The sequence below is a fragment of the Ruania zhangjianzhongii genome (assembly GCF_008000995.1).
In the GTDB taxonomy this organism is placed as follows: domain Bacteria; phylum Actinomycetota; class Actinomycetes; order Actinomycetales; family Beutenbergiaceae; genus Ruania; species Ruania zhangjianzhongii.
In genome coordinates, this window is the sequence record NZ_CP042828.1 from 409275 (window position 1) to 428047 (window position 18773).

14 protein-coding genes are annotated in these 18773 nt (G+C 68.5%); 8 read left to right on the plus strand and 6 right to left on the minus strand.

Translation table 11 applies throughout. The annotated features are described in order from the left end of the window. Window positions 1–50 precede the first annotated feature (50 nt). The gene (locus tag FU260_RS02090; protein WP_210418178.1) at window positions 51–431 is read left to right on the plus strand and encodes a DUF1330 domain-containing protein; all 381 of its coding nucleotides are present in this window, start codon (window positions 51–53) and stop codon (window positions 429–431) included. Between the two features lie 61 nt (window positions 432–492). On the opposite strand, the gene FU260_RS02095 is transcribed toward FU260_RS02090, so the two are convergent. The 3 genes from FU260_RS02095 to FU260_RS02105 form a co-directional block, all read right to left on the minus strand. Next, entirely contained in the window at window positions 493–1854 is a 1362-nt protein-coding gene (locus FU260_RS02095) for a helicase C-terminal domain-containing protein (protein ID WP_147915560.1), read from the minus strand. A gap of 52 nt (window positions 1855–1906) precedes the next feature. After that, entirely contained in the window at window positions 1907–3034 is a 1128-nt protein-coding gene (locus FU260_RS02100; protein ID WP_147915561.1) for a hypothetical protein, read from the minus strand. Window positions 3035–3123: 89 nt separating this feature from the next. Next, the gene (locus tag FU260_RS02105; protein WP_147915562.1) at window positions 3124–3366 is read right to left on the minus strand and encodes a hypothetical protein; all 243 of its coding nucleotides are present in this window, start codon (window positions 3364–3366) and stop codon (window positions 3124–3126) included. A gap of 249 nt (window positions 3367–3615) precedes the next feature. Between FU260_RS02105 and FU260_RS02110 the strand changes: the two genes are divergently transcribed. The 7 genes from FU260_RS02110 (at window position 3616) to FU260_RS02140 (ending at window position 14741) form a co-directional block, all read left to right on the plus strand. Next, the gene (locus FU260_RS02110; RefSeq protein ID WP_147915563.1) at window positions 3616–5070 is read left to right on the plus strand and encodes a sulfatase-like hydrolase/transferase; all 1455 of its coding nucleotides are present in this window, start codon (window positions 3616–3618) and stop codon (window positions 5068–5070) included. A gap of 52 nt (window positions 5071–5122) precedes the next feature. Then, window positions 5123–6628, plus strand: coding sequence for an ABC transporter substrate-binding protein (locus FU260_RS02115; RefSeq protein WP_147915564.1), 1506 nt, complete (start codon window positions 5123–5125; stop codon window positions 6626–6628). Further along, on the plus strand, window positions 6625–7590 hold the full coding sequence (locus tag FU260_RS02120; protein ID WP_147915565.1) for a carbohydrate ABC transporter permease: 966 nt from the start codon (window positions 6625–6627) through the stop codon (window positions 7588–7590). The genes FU260_RS02115 and FU260_RS02120 overlap by 4 nt, the downstream gene beginning before the upstream one ends. Then, window positions 7587–8465: a carbohydrate ABC transporter permease gene (locus tag FU260_RS02125; RefSeq protein WP_235912150.1), complete on the plus strand. Its 879-nt coding sequence runs from the start codon at window positions 7587–7589 to the stop codon at window positions 8463–8465. Before FU260_RS02120 ends, FU260_RS02125 begins: the two co-directional genes overlap by 4 nt. A gap of 106 nt (window positions 8466–8571) precedes the next feature. Further along, a complete protein-coding gene (locus tag FU260_RS02130) occupies window positions 8572–12564 on the plus strand; it encodes a glycoside hydrolase family 2 TIM barrel-domain containing protein (protein ID WP_168211609.1) in 3993 nt (1330 codons plus the stop codon). Next, entirely contained in the window at window positions 12557–13675 is a 1119-nt protein-coding gene (locus FU260_RS02135) for an enolase C-terminal domain-like protein (protein ID WP_147915567.1), read from the plus strand. The genes FU260_RS02130 and FU260_RS02135 overlap by 8 nt, the downstream gene beginning before the upstream one ends. A 19-nt stretch (window positions 13676–13694) precedes the next feature. Beyond that, window positions 13695–14741: a LacI family DNA-binding transcriptional regulator gene (locus FU260_RS02140; protein ID WP_147915568.1), complete on the plus strand. Its 1047-nt coding sequence runs from the start codon at window positions 13695–13697 to the stop codon at window positions 14739–14741. A gap of 52 nt (window positions 14742–14793) precedes the next feature. Here FU260_RS02140 and FU260_RS02145 read toward each other — a convergent pair whose 3' ends face one another. The 3 genes from FU260_RS02145 to FU260_RS02155 are packed head-to-tail and all read right to left on the minus strand — an operon-like array spanning window position 14794 to window position 18715. Beyond that, window positions 14794–15807, minus strand: a complete 1014-nt coding sequence (locus tag FU260_RS02145) for a Gfo/Idh/MocA family protein (RefSeq protein ID WP_147915569.1) — start codon at window positions 15805–15807, stop codon at window positions 14794–14796. After that, window positions 15804–17093, minus strand: coding sequence for a sulfatase family protein (locus tag FU260_RS02150; RefSeq protein ID WP_147915570.1), 1290 nt, complete (start codon window positions 17091–17093; stop codon window positions 15804–15806). Before FU260_RS02150 ends, FU260_RS02145 begins: the two co-directional genes overlap by 4 nt. Continuing rightward, the gene (locus FU260_RS02155) at window positions 17090–18715 is read right to left on the minus strand and encodes an extracellular solute-binding protein (RefSeq protein ID WP_147915571.1); all 1626 of its coding nucleotides are present in this window, start codon (window positions 18713–18715) and stop codon (window positions 17090–17092) included. Before FU260_RS02155 ends, FU260_RS02150 begins: the two co-directional genes overlap by 4 nt. Window positions 18716–18773 lie beyond the last annotated feature (58 nt).

Here is an 18773-nt window from a genome sequence, read left to right on the forward strand (position 1 = left end):
ACGCTGACCAGATCCGCAGCACCGCGGGCCTCCTCGGAAGGACAGTAGCGATGAACGATGTGATGGCTCAGAACGTGGCGACACCCCGCGGCTACGCCGTGGCCCTGCTTCGCGACGTCGAGCTCGGCCCGGAGATCTGGCAGTACATGGAGACCATCGAGGCCACCTTCGCTCCGTTCGGCGGCGAGTGGGTCATCCATGGCACGTCGCCGCACGTCGTCGAAGGCGTCTGGCCCGGCGACCTGGTGATCATCGGCTTCCCGTCCCTGGACGCCGCGCGGGCCTGGTACGACTCCGCCGAGTACGCGGCGATCCTCGCCCTGCGCGCGGACCACTCCGAGGGCGCGGTCGCGCTGGTGGAAGGAGTGCCGGACGGCTACCGCGCCGCGAGCACCGTCGCCGGGATGAAGGCTGCGGCTGCAGTTGGGTGAGTTGCTCGACGCTCACCACGTCAGGGTCGGCACTGTCTCGTGGGCGATGATGCGTCGCGGGTCAGAAGGGCGCCGGTGACACGGCCAGGATCTGATCGAGGCGGAAGGTGCGGTCGCCCTGTTTGCTGTGGCAGTAGCCGGCCAAGTGCCCACCCAGCACCTCCAACTCTGACACCACCCGCATGCTCACTCCGTCAGCGGCCGAGCGGTAGCGGATCTGCACCGGTCGGGACTGCTGCACCGCGTCGGCGAGCTCGTGCACCTCCGCCGACGTCAGGTGCCGGGCATCGGCAGCGATCTGCTGCTCCAGGCCTCCCTCCTCGCCGGGAGTGTCGGGTGCGCCGGCTCCGGTGATCAGTCGCTGCGCGACCTCGGCAGCAGTCTCCGGCTCTGGTCGCGGCCGCGACGGCTGCTGTTCGCCACGTATCGAGGCAAGGAAATCCTCGACGGTCGCCTGAAAATCGTCCTCGGCGGGCTCGTCCACCTCGTCGAGATCATCGAGTCCCGCGCCCGGACCGGACGTGTCGCCTGGCTCAGCCGGCTCGCCGGACTCGGCCATGCCGGCCGGGCGACGGAGCTGCACCACCGGAGCGCCGCCGTCGTCCATCTCCACCGGCAGGTACCCGGCCTTACGCAACGAGGCGAGCACCTGCTCCACCGGCCGATCGGAGACCGCCACGGTGGGCGCCACCATGCTCAGGCCCAGGGTGCGGACGCTCTTCGATGCCACCACCTCGGCCAGCAGCGGCTCATCGGCCGAGGTGATCACCGCCGCGGCAGGACGCACTTCCAAGTGCCCGTGCTTCCGGGCGACATCCCGCAGGAGGTACTCCAGCGCCTGCGGCAGGTCCTGGCCGGCCAGCCGGCGCAGCGCCACGATCAGATCCTCGACGGCGTAGCCCGAGTCGAGCGCGCCACGCACCGATCCTTCGCTCACCCGCCAGGTCCCCACCACTCCGTGGCCCTCCCGGGCAGCAAGAACGTCGAGCAGGTCTACAGCGGCCGGGTCCGGACTTCCTGGGATCACGATCGTCAGGTCGGAACCGAACATCACCTGGTTGCTCTGCGCGGGCAGCACCTGGTCCAGCAGCTCGGTCGCGGCCTCGTTATCCCCCGTGGAGACTGCGGCGCCCAGCGGGGTGAGCGCGCCGTCGGCGAACAGGCCGAGCTGGTGCGCCTCGGCCCAGGTGTGCTCGATGGAGCCGGGCACCGTATTGGCAACCGGGTGATACCAGCGGAGCAGCGCGGCGACATCGTCGGCGGAGACGACACCCTCGCCGGGGAGGGTGGAGAGCAGCCGGCAGAGCACGAGACCGACCGGCAGCCCGGAGTCCGCCGGCGCCCGCCCGAACGCCGTCAGATAGGTCCCGTCCGGATCGCGCTCCAGGGTGGGCGCCAGGCTCATCGGCAGCCAGGCGGACACCAGGTCGGTGGCCCGCTGGGCGGGTGAGTTGTGCCGCCACCGGTCGAAATCGTCAGTGGTGGACAGCTGGGTGGGGCCGGTCTGGTTGATCAGGTGCAGCGTGGCGGCCAGGTATGAGGGTGAGCCGCAGAGTGGTCACCTCGGTGCCTAGTTGTTTGGCGTACCGGGCGAGCTCACGGGCGCCGACACCGCCACTCTTGTTCACCTTCAGGCCTTGCCGCGCGATCCCTTCGAGGATCGCCATCGCCGTGCCGAGGAACTCCGACAGCGCCGCCGCATAGCTGCGTTCCACCTGTTCCGCAGGTGCCGGGACGGTGGCCACCACCGGGGTGTCCGGGGCAAACGCGACCCGGAACTCTGGTGGCGCGAGCGCCAGGTACGCCTCGGTGGGCAGCTCGGCCTCGTAGACGAAACCGAATCCGGTGTAGCCGAAGGCCAGCCCCGCGGAGGCGGCCCACTGCCACATCGCCTTCTCTGCGGCGTAGGTGTGGGGGTCGAAGGTGTAATCGTCCTCGAAGTCCTCGGCGGTCAGGTCCGAGGAGGTGACGGTGCTTGACTCGGCCAGGCGCTTGGTCACGTGCGCGGTGAGTGCGGTGAAGACATCCTCCGGGGCGGTGCCGGCGATACGGCGCAGGGCTGCGGTATCGGCGAAGCAACGGCGCACCGCAGCGATCCTCTCGGGCTTGCGCGCGGGTGCCTTCACTTCCCAGGCGCGCAGGATCTGCTGCAGCTTGTCAGTCGTCTCCTCTGCCAGAACGGCTCGCACCGGTCGGGACAGGGCCAGCGGTCCGACGATCAGCTGGTCCAGGCCGGGATTCACCCGGACATGTTCGCCGTCGAGCCAGACCAGGGCGGTTGCCGTTGCCACGCCGAGCCAGTGTTCGACCTGGGCGCGGTGTGCCTCCCGGACCGCGCCGCCGGTGCTGAGCAGCTCAGTCAGTCGGTCCAGGGTGGCGGCCTCACCGAGGGCGCTCGCGGTCTCTACCAGTTGCAGCAGCGGTGCGGGGGCGCTCATCACCGCCTGGCTGACCATCGACGGGTGCTGCAACCGCATCGCGAGCTCGTCCAGGTCCCGCACCTGTGCACCACGAAGGGTGAGCGGGCTGTGCTCGAGGACTGTTTCCAGCTGGTCGGAATCGAGGGTGTCGAGCCAGGCGCGCAGCGTGGTGCGATCCGTCATGGACACCAGTGTGCGGCAACGGGCACATCGGTGGGAACGGGCTGTGGATGCTGCCCGGAGCGGTCAGTCGACGAGCAACTGCGGCTCGGTCACTCGTGCTCCAGCCGTTCCAGGTGCAGTTCGTCGCGGGACCAGCGTGGTCCGGGCTCGCTGCTTCCCGGCTCCGATCGGGCGATCGCGAGGAAGGTATCGGCGGCGTATGTACTGCCGCTCGACGCGTAACGGGCGAGCTCTTCGCGCAGCACCGCGTTCACCGACGTGCCCTGGTGGGCCGCCCGCACCCGCGCGCGACGAAGTGTGGTGTCGTCCACGGCGATCGTGAGCTTGGCCATCAGTCAACGATGACACGGGAGCAGTGCGACGGCGAGAGTGGTGAGGCGGGGTGTGGGTCGAGTTGTGCGGGTCGATGTGCGGGAGCCGCGGAGCTCTGCCGAAGTAAGCGCTAGAACGTTCTGCCGCGAAGTTCTGGACAAATCAGATTACAGCGCTGTAATGTTTCGATGCAGAACCGGACAGACAGGGTCCGAGGTTGGACCGAACGGGGTGCGATGCGCGCGCCGGAAGAGGGAACAGAGGCGTTCATGACATCGAGCACGCGGCCGAACATCGTCCTGGTGATGACCGATCAGCAGCGGGCCGGACTCACCGGCGGTGAGGGCGGCCCGGACACGATGCCCCGCCTCGACGCGCTCCTGGCCGACGGAGTCCGATTCGACCGCGCCTACACCAGCTCCCCGGCCTGCGTGCCGGCCCGCACCAGCCTGCTCACCGGCCGGTTCCCCAGCGCACACCACGTGCGGCAGAACAGCACCGGCCGGCACGCCCAGTACGCCACCGACTTGCTCGATGTGCTCCGTGGCGCCGGCTACGCACTGCACTTCAGCGGCAAGCCGCATATGCATCCCGGGCCGGAGGACTTCGATACCTTCCACGGCCCGTTCCTGCACGACGGCGGTCCTCAGGCCGGGCAACAGCACGCCGCCTTCGATACGTGGTTGAGCGAGCTGGACCACTCGGTCTCGGAGGAGCCCACACCGTTCCCGGTGGAGAGCCAGCTGCCCTACCGGATCGTCGACGGTGCGATCGACGCGGTCGCAGACGAGGAGGATCAGCCGTTCTTCCTCTGGCTGTCCTTCCCGGAGCCGCACAATCCGTATCAGGTTGCTGAGCCGTACTTCAGCATGTTCGACGAGGCCGAGGTTCCCGAGCGGCTCGCCGGTCCGGAGGCGTTGGAGCGGCTCGGCTGGCGCTACCGCTGGCTGCACCGGCTGATCGAGGAGAAGCGGCCCGGCTTCGACCAGGAGTGGCGGCGCTACCGAGCGAACTACCTTGGCATGCTCCGCCTGATCGACGACCAGATCGGCCGGCTCCTGGACCACCTCGGCGAGAGGGCCGAGAACACCGTGTTCCTTTTCCTCAGCGACCACGGTGACTACTTCGGTGACTACGGGTTGCAGCGCAAGGGCGCCGGGATGCCGGACGCACTGATGCGCATCCCGCTCGCGATCAGCGGGCCCGGGATCACCTCCCAGCACCGCACCGAGCTCGTCTCCATGGTGGACCTGCTCCCCACGATCGCCGAGTGGCTGGAGGAGCCGATCCCCGCCGGAGTGCAGGGCCGGTCACTGGCTCCTCTGCTGCGGGGCTTGGAAGCCCCGGCCACCGAGTTCGGCAGCGTCCTCGGCGAAGCAGGCTACGGCGGCGTCTCCTACACCGAGCACGACCGCCCGCCGCTGCACTTCCCTTACGAGGGCTCCACCTTCGACGAGCTGAACAGCGTCACCCAGAGCGGTGAGATGCGCATGGTCGTCGAAGGCCGCTTCAAGCTGATCGTCGACGATCGCGGTGAGGACGTGCTCTACGACCTAGCCGACGATCCCGCCGAGACCGAGAACCTCAGCGACGACCCCGCCTACCGCGAGGTTCGCGAGGCTCTCTACCGCAGGCTCGTCCAGTGGCTGATGCGCGCCGCTGACGACCTGCCTGAAGGGCATTACACCCCGAACGTCCGGGCCCACAACTGGCGTTGGGCCTGAACCCACGAGGAGTGCGGGTTGCGGCCCGCGCCCCAGAGACGAAGGAGTCTTCATGAGTGCACGGCAAACCCCCACATCCAGCGTCCCCGAATGGCTTTCGCTCGATCGCCGACGGTTCCTCGGAGTCACCGGAAGCGGTGCGTTAGCAGCAGTCCTGGCGAGCTGTACCGGTGGTGGTCAGAGCGCATCGGAGGAGGACGGTGAAGGCGGAGGGGACGGCACGATCCAGTGGTGGGACCAGTTCCGCCCGTTGACCCAGATGCTCCAGGAGGACCTGTTCGACCCCTACATGGCCGAGCACTCCGGCGTCACCATCGAGCGGCGCCAGCTCGCCGCCGCCGACCTCGGGCAAGCACTGCAGGTAGCGCGTCGGAGCAATCAGCTCCCCGATGTGCATACTCTGGTCGGGTTGGACTCGGCGCCAGCGGCGTTGGTCAGCGAGGACTGGTTCCAGCCGATCAGCGAGTTCGTCGATATCGAGTCCAGCCCGGTGGCCGACCAGATCTTCGACGGCATGCACCGGTTCGACGGCGCCGTCTACTCGGTGCCGCTGTTCTCCGCGCGCCAGCACCAGACCATCCCCTGGTATAACACCGAATTGCTCACCCAGGCCGGCGTCGACCCGGAGGACGAGCCGGTCACCTGGGATGACCTGCGCGCGGTGGCGCGCCAGGTGAATGACACTACCGACGCCTTCGGGATCTTCATCCCGGCGCAGAACCCCGGCTACCTCAGCACCGTGGTGAACCAGCTCGCGATGACCGCAGGTGCGCCCGGGGAGATCGACTGGCGCACGGGCGAGTACATCCAGGACTCCGACGCGTTCGTGGCGGCCGTGGAGTTCCTGCTGGCACTGCAACAGGACGGGCTGGTGCACCCGGCCTCTGCGGCGATGATCCCGCGGGACGCGCTCGCTCGCTGGGCAGCCGGCGAAGGAGCGATCTTTCCGTGGGGACCGTGGTTCATCGGCGACCTGATTACCGAGTCCCCGGAGATCGTGGACCGCGGCCTGGGCTGCTGGTCCATCCCGCGACCGGACGCTGAGCGCCGGTCCGTGCGCGCCGCGCCGGCCGGTGGCGTGTTCTGGGTCTCGGTGGACTCCGGCCAGCCCGAGGTTGCGGCCGACATCCTCCTGCAGATGACCGGTGCGGAGTTCCAGGCAGCGCTGGCCGGTGCTATGGATCAGCCGCCGGCGCTGCTGGAGGCGGTCGAGACCGCTGATGTGCACCCCGCCTACCAGGACTGCGTCGCCCGGTTCGCCGAGGACGTCCGGATCGCACCGGCACCGGCGATCGGTCACCCGGAGGCCTGGCGGGTGATCGCCGAGATGCGCCCGATCGACCGCGACCTCGGCATCATCCTGCAGTCCGCGCTCAGCGGGGAGGACATCGACGTCGCCAGCGAGCTGACCACCTACCGGGACGCGATCAGTGCCGAGCGGGACCGCGCCCTGGCTGCGGTCCAGGAAGAGGGCATCGACGTTGATCTCGATGCCTGGGTGTTCTCCAACTGGGAGCCCGAGTCCGACTACGCGATCGAGGACTACGACGCACGATGACGGCTGACCCGACTCGCCTGGCTGAACCCCCAGGGGCGACGGCCCGCACCAGCGGTGGTGTGCTGCGCCGGCTGCGCAAGGACTGGTGGATCTACCTGTTCCTGCTGCCGACGGTGCTGGGCTACGGCGCGTACACGGTGTACCCGCTCGTCGCCTCGTGGTGGTTCGCCCTCCTGGACTGGCCCGGCTTCGCCGATCAGGGCACCTTCATCGGCATCGAGAACTTCGAGCTGCTGTTCGCCGACGGACTGTTCTGGAACTCCTTCCGGCACTCGCTGGTGTTCCTGGTGGCCGCCGTTCCCCTGCGGGTCGGTCTCGCCCTGTTCCTCGCCATCCTGCTGAACCGGAAACAGACACCGTTCAAGGGATTGCTGCGCACGCTGTTCTTCCTGCCGGTAGTCACCACCGGGGCGATCATCGGCGTCGCTTTCACGCTGCTGCTCGACGGCGGCGGGCCGATCAGCCTCGCGCTGGTCAAGTCCGGACTACTGGACTCGCCAGTCAACTTCGTCGCCGACACTGGCACCTCCCTGTTCGCCGGTGCTGCGGTCTGGGTCTGGAAATGGCTGGGGATCACGATGATCTACTGGCTCGCCGCACTGCAGACGATCCCACAGGACGTGCACGAGGCAGCGATGCTCGACGGCGCTGGTCCCGGCCGGGAGTTCCGGTACATCACCTTGCCGCTGCTCGTGCCCTTCTTGGTGATCATCACCCTGATCGACACCGTCGGTGCGCTGAACGTGTTCGACCTGATGTACACGCTCACCGCAGGAGGGCCCGCCTTCTCCTCGGAGGTCATCGAGATCTTCATCTACCGGACGGCCTTCGGCGCCAGCGTCCCGCAGCTCGGCTACGCCTCGGCAGCGGCGGTGCTGTTCGGACTGATCACGATGGGTCTGGCCGTGGCGCAGGCAGTCGGGTTGCGCTGGGCGCGCCGGGCGACGGGAGGGATGAAATGAGGCGCGCGGTGGCCGGCGGCCTCGCCCGCGCGCAAGGATGGCGCCGAGTGTTCGCTCGGCCCGGGAACACGATGACCTTCCTTGGCCTGCTACTGCTCGGCGTGATGTGGATCTACCCGTTCATCTGGCTGCTCTCGGCATCGCTGAAGACCCAGCCGGAGATCTTCGGCTCCGGTCTGGGTCTGCTGCCCGATCAGCCGATCTGGGAGAACTACGCCAGGGCCTGGACGACCGTCGGCTTCGACCGCTACTTCCTGAACACGGTGATCATCACCGGCGGCACCGTGCTGCTCATCGTGGTCCGTAGCGCACTCGCCGGCTACGTACTCGGCCGGTACAAGTTCATCGGCAAGAAGGTCCTGATCGTCGTCTTCGTGGTGACCTTCTTCCTGCCGGAGGGGTACACGATCATCCCGGTGGTCCAGCTGACCGACCAGCTCGGCCTGCTGAACACCTATCTCGGGGTGATCCTCGGCCTCGGCGCAGGCGGCCAGGTGGCTGCGACGCTGCTGTACGCCGGGTACTTCAGTGGGCTGCCCAAGGAGCTCGAGGAGAGCGCCCGGATCGACGGCGCCGGACCGTTCCGGATCTTCGCCCAGGTGATGCTGCCGCTGTCCTGGCCGATCACCGCCACGGTAGTGATCCTGAACTTCCTGTTCGCCTGGAACACCTACCTGCTCCCGTTGGTATTCACTCTCAGCGAGCCGGCGATGCGCACCCTCGCGGTCGGGATGACTGCGTTCGTCGGGGAGTACAGCACCGACTGGTCCGGCCTCGCCGCCGCGGCGATGATCTCGCTGGTCCCAGTGATGGCCGTGTTCATCGCGCTGCAGCGGAAATTCGTGGACAGCATCGCTGGAGCAGTCAAGCAATGAGGCCAACCACCTACGCGCCTGGAGAGGCACCATGTCGAGAAGATCAGCCAGGTACTCCGTCCGAGCAGGGGCGACCTTCGTCGCGGTGTGCGCACTGCTGCTTCCGATGACCGTAGCCAGTGCTTCGCCTGGCGCCGCACCGCAGCCGCCCGCCGACGAACCGGACGGCGCAACGGTGACCGTGCGCGGTCAGGTGACCGACGCCACCACGGGCGACCCGATCGAGGGCGCGAGCGTGCACGCCTCTCGCACCGACGTCGTCGCCACCTCCCAGTCGGACGGCACCTTCGTGCTCGAGGAGGTGCCCGCGGAGGCGGCGCTGGTGATCGCCGCCAAGGAGGGCTACGCCTTCACCTCCACCACGGTGAGAAACTCAGTGCTCCTGGAGCTGGAGCCCGATACCGATCCGGCTCGGGGGGAGTACCCCCGCCCGGACGCGGACCGCCGGCCGTTCACCGACGACGCCTGGCTCTCCCTGAACGGCACCTGGTCGTTCGCCTTCGACCCGGAGGACGTCGGTGAGGCCGAGCAGTGGTACGACCCGGGCCATCGGCTCGGCCGGGCCATCCGAGTGCCGTTCGGCTATCAGTCCCTGGCGGCCTGGGGTGAGGAGGAACTCGCGACCACCGAGATCTTTCACGGCGCCTACGCCGACTACCGCGGCCCGGTCTGGTACCAGCGGTCCTTCACCGTGCCGGCCGATTTCCCCCGCGATGCACCTGTGCGTCTGCGCATCGGCGCCGCGGACTTTGGCGCCGCTGTCTGGCTGGACGGCGAACCGGTGCTGCCCTACTCCGGCGACGGCTACACCGAGATCAGCGCCGACCTGGGTGACCTGGAGCCTGGATCCACCCACACGCTGGCGATCCGGGTAGTCGCGCCGTCCACCGATGCCCAGACTCCCTACCCGCAGGGCAAGCAGACCGGTGACCCGCCGATCGAAGGAGCCAGCGAGGGGTGGTTCAGCGACGTCGGTGGCATCTGGCAGTCGGTGTGGATCGAGCCCTATCCCGGGGCACGGCTCACCCAGACCCACGTCACCCCGGAGCTGATCTTCGAGCCAGACTCCAGAACGCCGTCGGAAGCGTTCGTGACGATCGATGTGAGCGCCGAAGGCGTTCGCGGACGGCCAACGGTGACGGTGACGATCAAGGACCCGGACGGGCGCACGGTGTTCGCCCGGGTCCGGGTGCCGCTGACCGATGGTCGCGGCAGCGTCCGGTTGCCGATCGAGAATCCGCACCTGTGGGATATCGACGACCCCGCGATGTACACCGCGGACTTCAGGTTGCTGGACGAGGACGGGGTCCGGACGTTTTTCGGCATGCGCAGCATCGAACGAGACTGGGCTCCCGGGCAGGAGGGGGAGTACCAGTACCTGTACCTGAACAACCGGCCCCTCTACGTGCGCGGAGTCCTGGACCAGGGCTACAACCCGTGGGGGCTGTACACCTACACCGGCGTCACCGCCGGCCCCGACCTGCACACCGGGACCGTGGCAGACCCAGGGCGGGGGTCGATGGTGGGGGACCTGCAGAACGCCCGCGACCTCGGCTTCAACGTGGTCCGGCACCACCTCAAGGTCAACGAACCGGCCTACTACCACTGGGCGGACACGCTCGGGCTGCTGATCTGGTACGACATGCCCAACGCCGGCTGGGAGTCCCAGGGTGACCCGCAGGCCGAGCGGCTCTACGAGGAGCTGCTGACCAACACCCTGCACCGCGATCACAACCATCCCTCGATCGTGATCTGGACCGTGTTCAACGAGGCCTGGGGACTGGCTGACCGGCCGTTCCAGCAACCGATCCCGCCCCAGGCGTTCGACTACGTCCGGCGAATAGTGGACCTGACCCGGGAGAACGATCCGTCCCGGCTGGTCGTGGACAACTCTCCGTGCTGTCAGAACGGGCACCTCGAGGGCAGTACCGATCTGAACGACTTCCACTTCTACCTGGACACCTACGATGCCTGGAAAGACCTGCTCGACCGGTTCGCCGCTCAGCTGGAACCGGGCTCGAGCTGGAACTTCAACGACGGCGTCCAGGAGGGCCAGCCCTGGCTGAACTCCGAGTTCGCCGTGAAGAGCGGTCAGTTCCAGCACAACGTCAGCCTGTTCCGCAGCTACCCCGAGATGACCGGCTACGTCGGCGTGCAGCTGGCCGAGACCGAGCAGGAGGTGCAGAGCCCGTTCCGCTACGACCGGCAGCCCAACGCTGCCGAGTTCCTCGACCACGAGGGCAACGCCCGGACGATCGAGATGTTCCAGCAGGACGACGCGATCGCTCTGATGACACCGACCTCGCACACCCTCGAACGTGGCGAGAGCATCGACGTGCCGGTCCGGATCAGCCACTACAGCGACCTGGACCTCTCCGGAGCGCAGCTGCACTGGCGGATCGGCGGCTACGACGACGCCGGCCGCTGGCACGGCGACGTGACCAGCGGCGCCCAGGGAATCGACGCGGAGCGGTACACGGTGACCGAGGCCGGCACGATCTCGGTGAGCACTCCGGAGCACCTGCGCAACGGATACGTCTGGTTCTGGATCGAGGTCGACGGCGAGACCGCCGCCGAGCAGTACCTCACCTTCGACACCCCGGGAGAAGAGAGCGAGGCAGGGTTCTCTCCCACGGACGTCGCCGACCATGCATGGACCGGTGGGGTCGCCACACACGGCAGCTCCGACTGGGTCACCGGGTACGGCCGCGGCCACTTCGACTACGACGTGACCGTGCCGGAGGAGGTCCGCAGCGGGCAGGCCGATGAGGCCACCCTGGTGCTCGAGGTGGCCTCGGCCCAGGCGGACGGGCGCTATGACCGCAACCTCATCACCAGCGCTCGCCGGTACCCGACGAACCTCACCGTCTCGGTCGGTGGCGAGGAGTTGCCGGCGGTCCTGCTGCCGGACGATCCGAACGGCCCGCTGGCCTTGGCCGGGCGGTCCCGAGGCACGCCGACCGGCGACTTCGGCAACCGGTACGGGTACCGGATCGCGGTGCCGATCAGCGCCGAACAGCTCGGCACCGAGAACACGGTCAGAGTACGGCTCGCCAGTGACGGCGGAGGGTTGTCGGTCTTCGGCGCCCAGTCTGGTCGTCACGGCCAGCCGCCGGTGCTGCTGAGCTCAGACGTGAGCGTCACCGATGAGCGGCCCAGTCACGAAGGGGTGGACACTCGGCTGTCCGTCTACCAGACCGGCGCGCAGATCTCGCCGGCGACCGGGTCCGGCACTGCGGTCGTCTCGGTGGTCAACGACACGGCCGAGCAGGTCGAGGACGTCGAGGTACGCCTCGACGCTCCGGCCGGCTGGACGGCCAGCGCCCAGGACCCGACGACGATCGGGGCCCTGGAACCAGGCGAGGGGCGGCACGTGGCGTTCTCGGTCGAGACCGACGCTGAGCTGTCCTCCGGGGAGGCGGTGGATCTCACTGCTACCGCGGGCTGGGGTGATCACGCCATCCAAGCCGTGGGTTCCTCGACGGTGGTCTTCGACCCCGCTGCGTACTCCGAGGTCGGGGTGATCGATGGCTTCGACGCCGACAGCAGCGCCGAGTACACCCTGCACTCACCGCCGGGGAGCCCGCTGCTTCCGGAGGTGAGCATCGATTCCGGCAGGCTACGGACCCAGGCGGACTCGCCCTACTTCGGGATGCTCGCCCACCAGGCCGGGCCGGTGGGATCACAGGCGGTGGTCGTCGTGGAGCACGGGAGGTTCGCCGACAACGGCATCACCCCGGACGCCCAGTTCAACGGGCTGCTGAAGGACGAGGACAACTACGTGATGGCCTGGACCGGGATCGGTGGGAACTTCGGCATCGATCTGATGATCGACGGCGAGCTCACGAACTCCTGCTGCACCCCGTACCGGATCCAACCAGGGGACCGGTGGGCGTTCGTACTGGACGGCAACTCGATCGCCATCTGGATCGACGGTGGGCTGGGCTGGTCACGACTACGGGCCGCTACCACGCAGGGCCGGATCGACTTCACCGCACCGGGCGCGCTGGACGGTTGGCACTACGCTGTCGGGATGCGCAGCGGTGGGATGCAGAGCATCGCCTCCTTGGCGGGTCGCAGCCGAGCCAGCGATGAGTAGCCCCGCCCTGGCGAGGCTCGCGGACGAACGGTTGACCGCCGTCGAGCCGAGCACCCTCGGCGTCCGCTACCCGCGGACCGTGGGCCGCAACGCCCGACTAGGCAGTCACGGCTCCGGCTTTTCCACCACCGCCATCACGCTGCGCACCCACTCCGGGCATAGTGGCTGGGGTCTGGTGGAGGGCGGCGCCGGCGAGTTGCAGCAGTGGGTGGGCCGGCCGGTTGGGGAACTGTTCGACTCGGCCGTGGGTGTCCTGGACGCGGCCGCCGCTCCGCTCGACTTCGCGCTGCACGACCTGGCCGCGCGCATCCTCGCTCAGCCCGCGCACGAACTGCTCGGCGGGCACGGCGAGCCGACGGTGTCCTGCTACTCGGGTGCGATCTACTTCGACGACCTCGACCCTGAGGACACCCCACGCGGGATCGCGGCCGTACTGGCGAACTGTGCTGCAGACTGGGCCGCCGGCTATCGGGCCGTCAAGCTGAAGATCGGTCGCGGGTACCGGTGGATGGACAGGCGCGCCGGGTTCGCGCGGGACATCGAGGTCACCCGCGCGGTGCGCGAGGCCTACCCGGCCGCGCGGATCCTGGTGGATGCCAACAACGGCTACACCCCCGCTGAGACCGTGGAGTACCTCCGGGCGGTCAGCGACTGTGGGTTGTTCTGGATCGAGGAGCCGTTCCAGGAGGAGATGGCCGGCCTCGGACTGGTGCGCGAGTACCTCCGGGAGTCCGGCTCGACCGTGCTGGTAGCGGACGGGGAGTTCGAACCGGACGAGCAGCAGGTCCTTGAGCTGGCTCGCCTCGGGCTCGTCGACGTACTGCTGATGGACGTGATCTCGTACGGGCTGACGGCCTGGCGGCGGGTGATGCCGATCCTTGCCGAGATCGGGGTAGCGGCCTCGCCCCATGCCTGGGGCCAGCCGGTGAAGACGGCCTACGCCGCACAACTGGCCGCGGGACTGGGCAACGTGCTGACCGTGGAAGGCGTACCCGGGCGTACCGACGGGGTCGATGCCGAGGCGTTCACCGTGCACGACGGTGCCATTACTGTCCCGGACACAGTCGGATTTGGTCTGTCCCTGACCGGTCGACGGCCTCACGCGGAATGAACCGGGTAGCCTGACCGCCGTGGCACAGGACCGGAGGTCACCGCAGCCTCGCCTCACCGATGTCGCCGAGATCGCCGGCGTCTCGATGAAGACTGTCTCCAACGTGATCAACGGCAACGTTCGCGTCGCCGAGAGCACCCGCGAGCGGGTGCTGGCAGCAGTGCAGACAGTCGGTTACCGGCCCAACCTGTCCGCGCGAAACCTGGCGCGAGGGCGCTCCGGGGTGATCGCCCTGGTGGTGCCGCGGTTGGAGATGCCCTACTTTGCCGCCCTCGCCGGGCGGGTGATCGACCACGCGGAGGCGCGCGGGTGGTTCGTGCTGATCCACGAGACCGGTTGGGACCGGGCGGCCGAGCGCGCCGCGCTCGAGGCGCAGTTCCCGCAGCGGATCGACGGCCTGATCGTCAGTGCACAGCAGTTGCAGCTCTCTGATCTGCAGGAGCGGACGGCCACCACACCGCTGGTGCTGCTCGGTGAACGCACCTTCGGCGATGCCGCCCACCACGTGGCGATCGATAACGCAGCCGCCGCGCAGCTGGCGGTGGAGCACCTGATCGCCCAGGGCCGCCGCAGGATCGCGATGGTCGGCTCCTCGGAGAACATCGGTGACGACCCGCGGATGCGCGGCTACCTCCAGGCGCTCGAGGCGGCCGGTCTGGCGGCGGACCCGGAGCTGATGCTGCCGATCCGGGAGAACTCCGGTGAGGAGGGCGAGCTGGTGGTCCGCACCCTGCTGGAGTCCCAGGTGGAGCCCCCGGACGGGATCTTCGCGGCCACCGACTGGGTGGCGCTCGGCGTGATGCGGGCACTGCACCTGCACGGTGTGCACGTGCCGGACGAGGTGGCCCTCGTCGGGTTCGACGACATCCCGTACGCCCGGGCGGTGACGCCGTCGCTCACCACGATCGCCCCGGACCGGTCCGCGCTTGCCGAGCTGGCGCTGCGCATGCTCGAGGCCCAGATCAACGCCACCGGCGGCCTGGCCGATCCGGTGGACGAGACCGTGCCGTTCGAGCTCGTCGTCCGGGAGAGCACCACCCAGATCGGCGGCGCCGGCACCTCCTGACCAACCAGGGCCGGCCCGCCGAATGTCGCCGCATGGTGCGCGGCGGGTGCGTTCAGCGTGCCGCGACCGCCCGGGTAGTGGCGTCCAACGCAAGCCGCGTCGCCGCGAGCCCGTCCCGCCCGGTCGGCAGGGCGTGCTCCTCACCGTGCAGCGCGGCGGCCAGGTCCAGGTACATCCCATCGAACGACTTCTCCGGTGCCCAGTCGAGCTCGTGCGTCCCGGCGCTGTCGACGAGCACGAAGTCTCGCTCCTCGCGGCGGTAGCGGATGACGCCGTCGGTCCCGATCACCTCGTAGCCGAACGACAGCAGCCTCGTCGGCGAGCGGTGGCTGTAGGCGAAGCTCACCTCGACGAGGACGTGGGCGCCGCCACCGGACAGGTGGGTGGTCAGGTGTTCGGGGGCGTCCACGCCGTCGAGGTCGTCGAACCAGATCCCTCGCGCATGCTCGACATGGAGTTCGCTGCCGAGCCACCACCGCGCCAGGTCGATCTGATGCACACCACAGTCGACCAGCGGCCCACCCTCAAGCATCCGTCCGATCCGGCGCTCGTTCACGCCGGTCCGTGCCTGCCGGTCCTCGAACGCCCCGTGCAGGTCCCAGAGGTAGACCATCCGCAACGACCGGACGTCGCCGACCGCTCCCGTAGCCACCAGTTCCTGGATCCGCCGCGCGACCGGCGAGAACCGGTACGTGAAGCCGACCCAGAGCGCCGCGCCGGCCGCCTCCATCTGCTCGATCATCGCGACCGCCGCCTGCTCGTCCAGCGCGATCGGCTTCTCGCACAGCACCGGCACACCGCACCCTGCCGCCCACGCGACATGCTCCGCGTGCACGCCGGCCGGTGAGGTGATCACCAGCGCGTCGAGGTCGGGCATCTCGTCCAACGAGGTGCAGCGTGCCACCTCCGCCGGGACCGGTGCTGCCGCGAGTCGATCGGTCGACACGTCGCACACTCCGACGAGCTCGAGTCGCTCGGCTCGCAGGAGGGCCGGGAGGTGGCCATAGCGCGCCACCTCCCCGCATCCGACCACACCGATCCTGCGCGGGCGCGCGGAGATCGTCATCGAGCGACTCCGGAGGCGTCGGGGACCGGTGCGGGGATGGGGCCGCGGAGCAAGGGGTCCTCGGTCAGGGTCATAAAAGTGTCGAGGCGCTCGCGGAGGTCGCCCAGTACCTCGACGAGAGCGGGATCGTCGACGGCGTTGGTGGACTCGGTCGGATCGGCGGTGAGGTCGTAGAGCTCCTCGCTCGCTCTCGGTGCCAGGTGTGCATCGCCCATCCCGCGTCGCGTGCTCGAGGACTCGAGGTCGGGAGGCAGCGCGAGCTTGGGCCGAGGCTCGAAGTTGCGGATGTACTTGTAGGAGTCGGTCCGGATCGCTCGGATCGGGTCGTAGTCCGCGTGGTACGTCTTCTCCAGGAACACCTCGTGCCGCCGCAGTGGCGAGTCGTCCCGGAGGGTGTCGGCGAAGCTCGTGCCCTGGACGTCGTCGGGAATGTCCGCTCCGGCCAGCTCGAGCAGCGTCGGAACCAGGTCGACGTGGCTGACCAGCCCCGGTTCGCGGCGCGGCTGCGGGGCGGCGGATCGCGCCGGCATCCGCATCATCAGGGCGACGTGCACCCCAGGGTCGTACAGCGTGCTCTTGGCGCCTGGGAAGGGGGCGCCATGATCAGTGGTGAAGATGACCACGGTGTTCTCGTCCAGACCGCTGCGCTCCAGTGCCGCCAGGATGTCGCCCAGACCGCGGTCTGCGACGGCGATCGACCCACCGAACGCTGCGAGGTCCTCCCGGGTGAACTCGTTGTCCGGGAGATAGTCCGGCACGTCGACCTCATCGAGGGGAGCCGGTGGATACCGGTCGGCGGGCCAGTCCCGGTGCACCTCGAGCATCCCGCACACCAGTAGGAACGGATCGTCGCCGGAGCCCTGATCGTCGAGCCACGACGATGCGGCCTCGGCGACGTCCGCGGCATGCGGGCGTCCGCGGGACAGATGTTCGTCGAAGCCCAGCCGGCCGACGTCGCGGGTCTCGTGCTGGAGGCCGGCGAGAACAGTGCGGTACCCGGCGGCCCGGAGCTGCGCCGGTAGCGGGCGCTCGCCCTCGCCGTACTCCCAGCCGCGATGCGTCAGTCCCTGCAGTCCGTTGCTGTGCGGGTAGCGACCGGTCCAGAGTGCACCGCGGGCCGGGCTGCACAACGGGCTGGTGCTGAAGCACTGCTCGAACAGCGTCGACTGGCTGGCGAGTGCCTCGGTGTGCGGTGCCTCGACGCGATGACCGTAGGACGGCAGATAGGTCCCGAGGTCATGCCAGTGCACGATGAGGATGTTCGGTGGGCGCATGGCTGTGCTCATCCTTGGCTCTGCTCGTATGCCTCAGTCAGTTCATCGCGGATCTTGTCGCCGCCGTCGCGCTTCCAGCGTTCCACAGCATCGGTCCAGGAGGACACCGGTTCGCGTCCCTCCAGGATGTCTGTCTGTGCACTGCCGAGCGCGCTTCCGATCTGGGACCCCTTGCGTGATTCGGTCTCGCTGAACAACGCCGACGCGGGGTTGCCGATCGCAGTCGGGACTAGGGCGGTCTGAGTATCGAACTGTGCTTCGGCCACTTCGGGCTTGCCGGGCACGTAGTTCACCCACGGTCCTTCGGCGACGTACTTGAGACCGAGCTGGGTCTCGCTCTGGCCCTTCTCGGTGAGTACCGGGTCGCCATCGACCATCGTGTGGTGCTCGCCGTCGAGCCCATAGTTCTTGAACAGGTGCTCCTCGCTGCCGAACGGAGCCGCCAGGTAGTTCAGAACCTCGAGTAGCGCGGGGGCCCGGTCGGCGGAACCGATACTGATGCCGGTCAGGTTGTGAGTCGCCGGTCCCAGCCAGATCGGCATGGTTCCGCCGCCGTCGACCTTGGGCGGAACCATCACGCCGAGACGCATCTGGCCGGCATTAGGCCGGGCCGCCAGACTCGACCAGGCGGCGTACGTGCCCTCGAAGAACAGCGTGCGGCCGCCGACGACCCACGCCTGCCGTTGCTGGTTGTCCGACGACGTGGTGTCCGGGTGCACCACACCCTTCTCCACCAGCTCCCGGCCCTTCTCCAGAGCGTCGAGCTGGCGCTCGTCCTCGTTGGTGCTCACCAGCATGCCGTCAGAGCCCAGCTCCCAGCCGTTCGCGATGCCATGGGCTTGCCGGATCAGCTGCATCGGAACGTTCGACAGCGCCCAGGTGTTGCCCCCGGTCAGCTCCTCGAAGATGGTCACCAGATCGGCCCAGCTCTGAACCTCGGGATCGAGACCTTGCTCCTCGAGCACGTCATCTCGCCGGTAGAGCGCCGGGCTGCTCTGTGCGCCACGTGCGATCGGGACGCCGTAGATCCGACCGCCGTAGATGGAGTACTGCCAGCTCTCGGTCGGGATGTTGGCGAGGAAGGGGTAGTCCTGGATGGCGTCCCCACTGAGGAGGTCGGTGAGATCGGCAGCACGCTCCTGCAGCAGGGACGGCAGCCCGGGGATGCCACCTGGGAAGTAGGTGAACAGGTCCGGAAGCTGATCGCCGGCGACCGTCGTCTGAAAGCGGTCGGTGAAGTCGCCACTCGGTACCAGGGAGACGTCCAGGGTGAACCCGAGGCGCTCGTTCAGCGCTTGCCAGTAGGCGTTCTGGTCCATGGACGGCGGCACCGGGGTGTTGGTCACGGCGAAGACGCCGACGTCCTCGCCGTCTCCCGGTGGACCGTCGGTCACGGCAACGGGATCGGCCGGGTAGTGCAGCACGGTGTCGCTGACGCCGTCCTCGCCCTTGAAATCGGGTTCGAAGCCGGTGTACGGGATATAGGTGGGCAACTCGACGCTGTTGTTCTCCGCCTGTGAGCCGGCTCCACCCCGGCCCTCGTTGCTGCAGCCGGTGAGCCCGAGGGCGGCGAGGCCACCCATGGCGAGAGTGCCCTGCAGCAGACGGCGTCGGGCGATGATGGGTTCAGACATGGTGGTGCTCCTTGTCGGTCGTGGCCGTCAGGCGGCCGGATCGGGGGTGTCTTCTGGT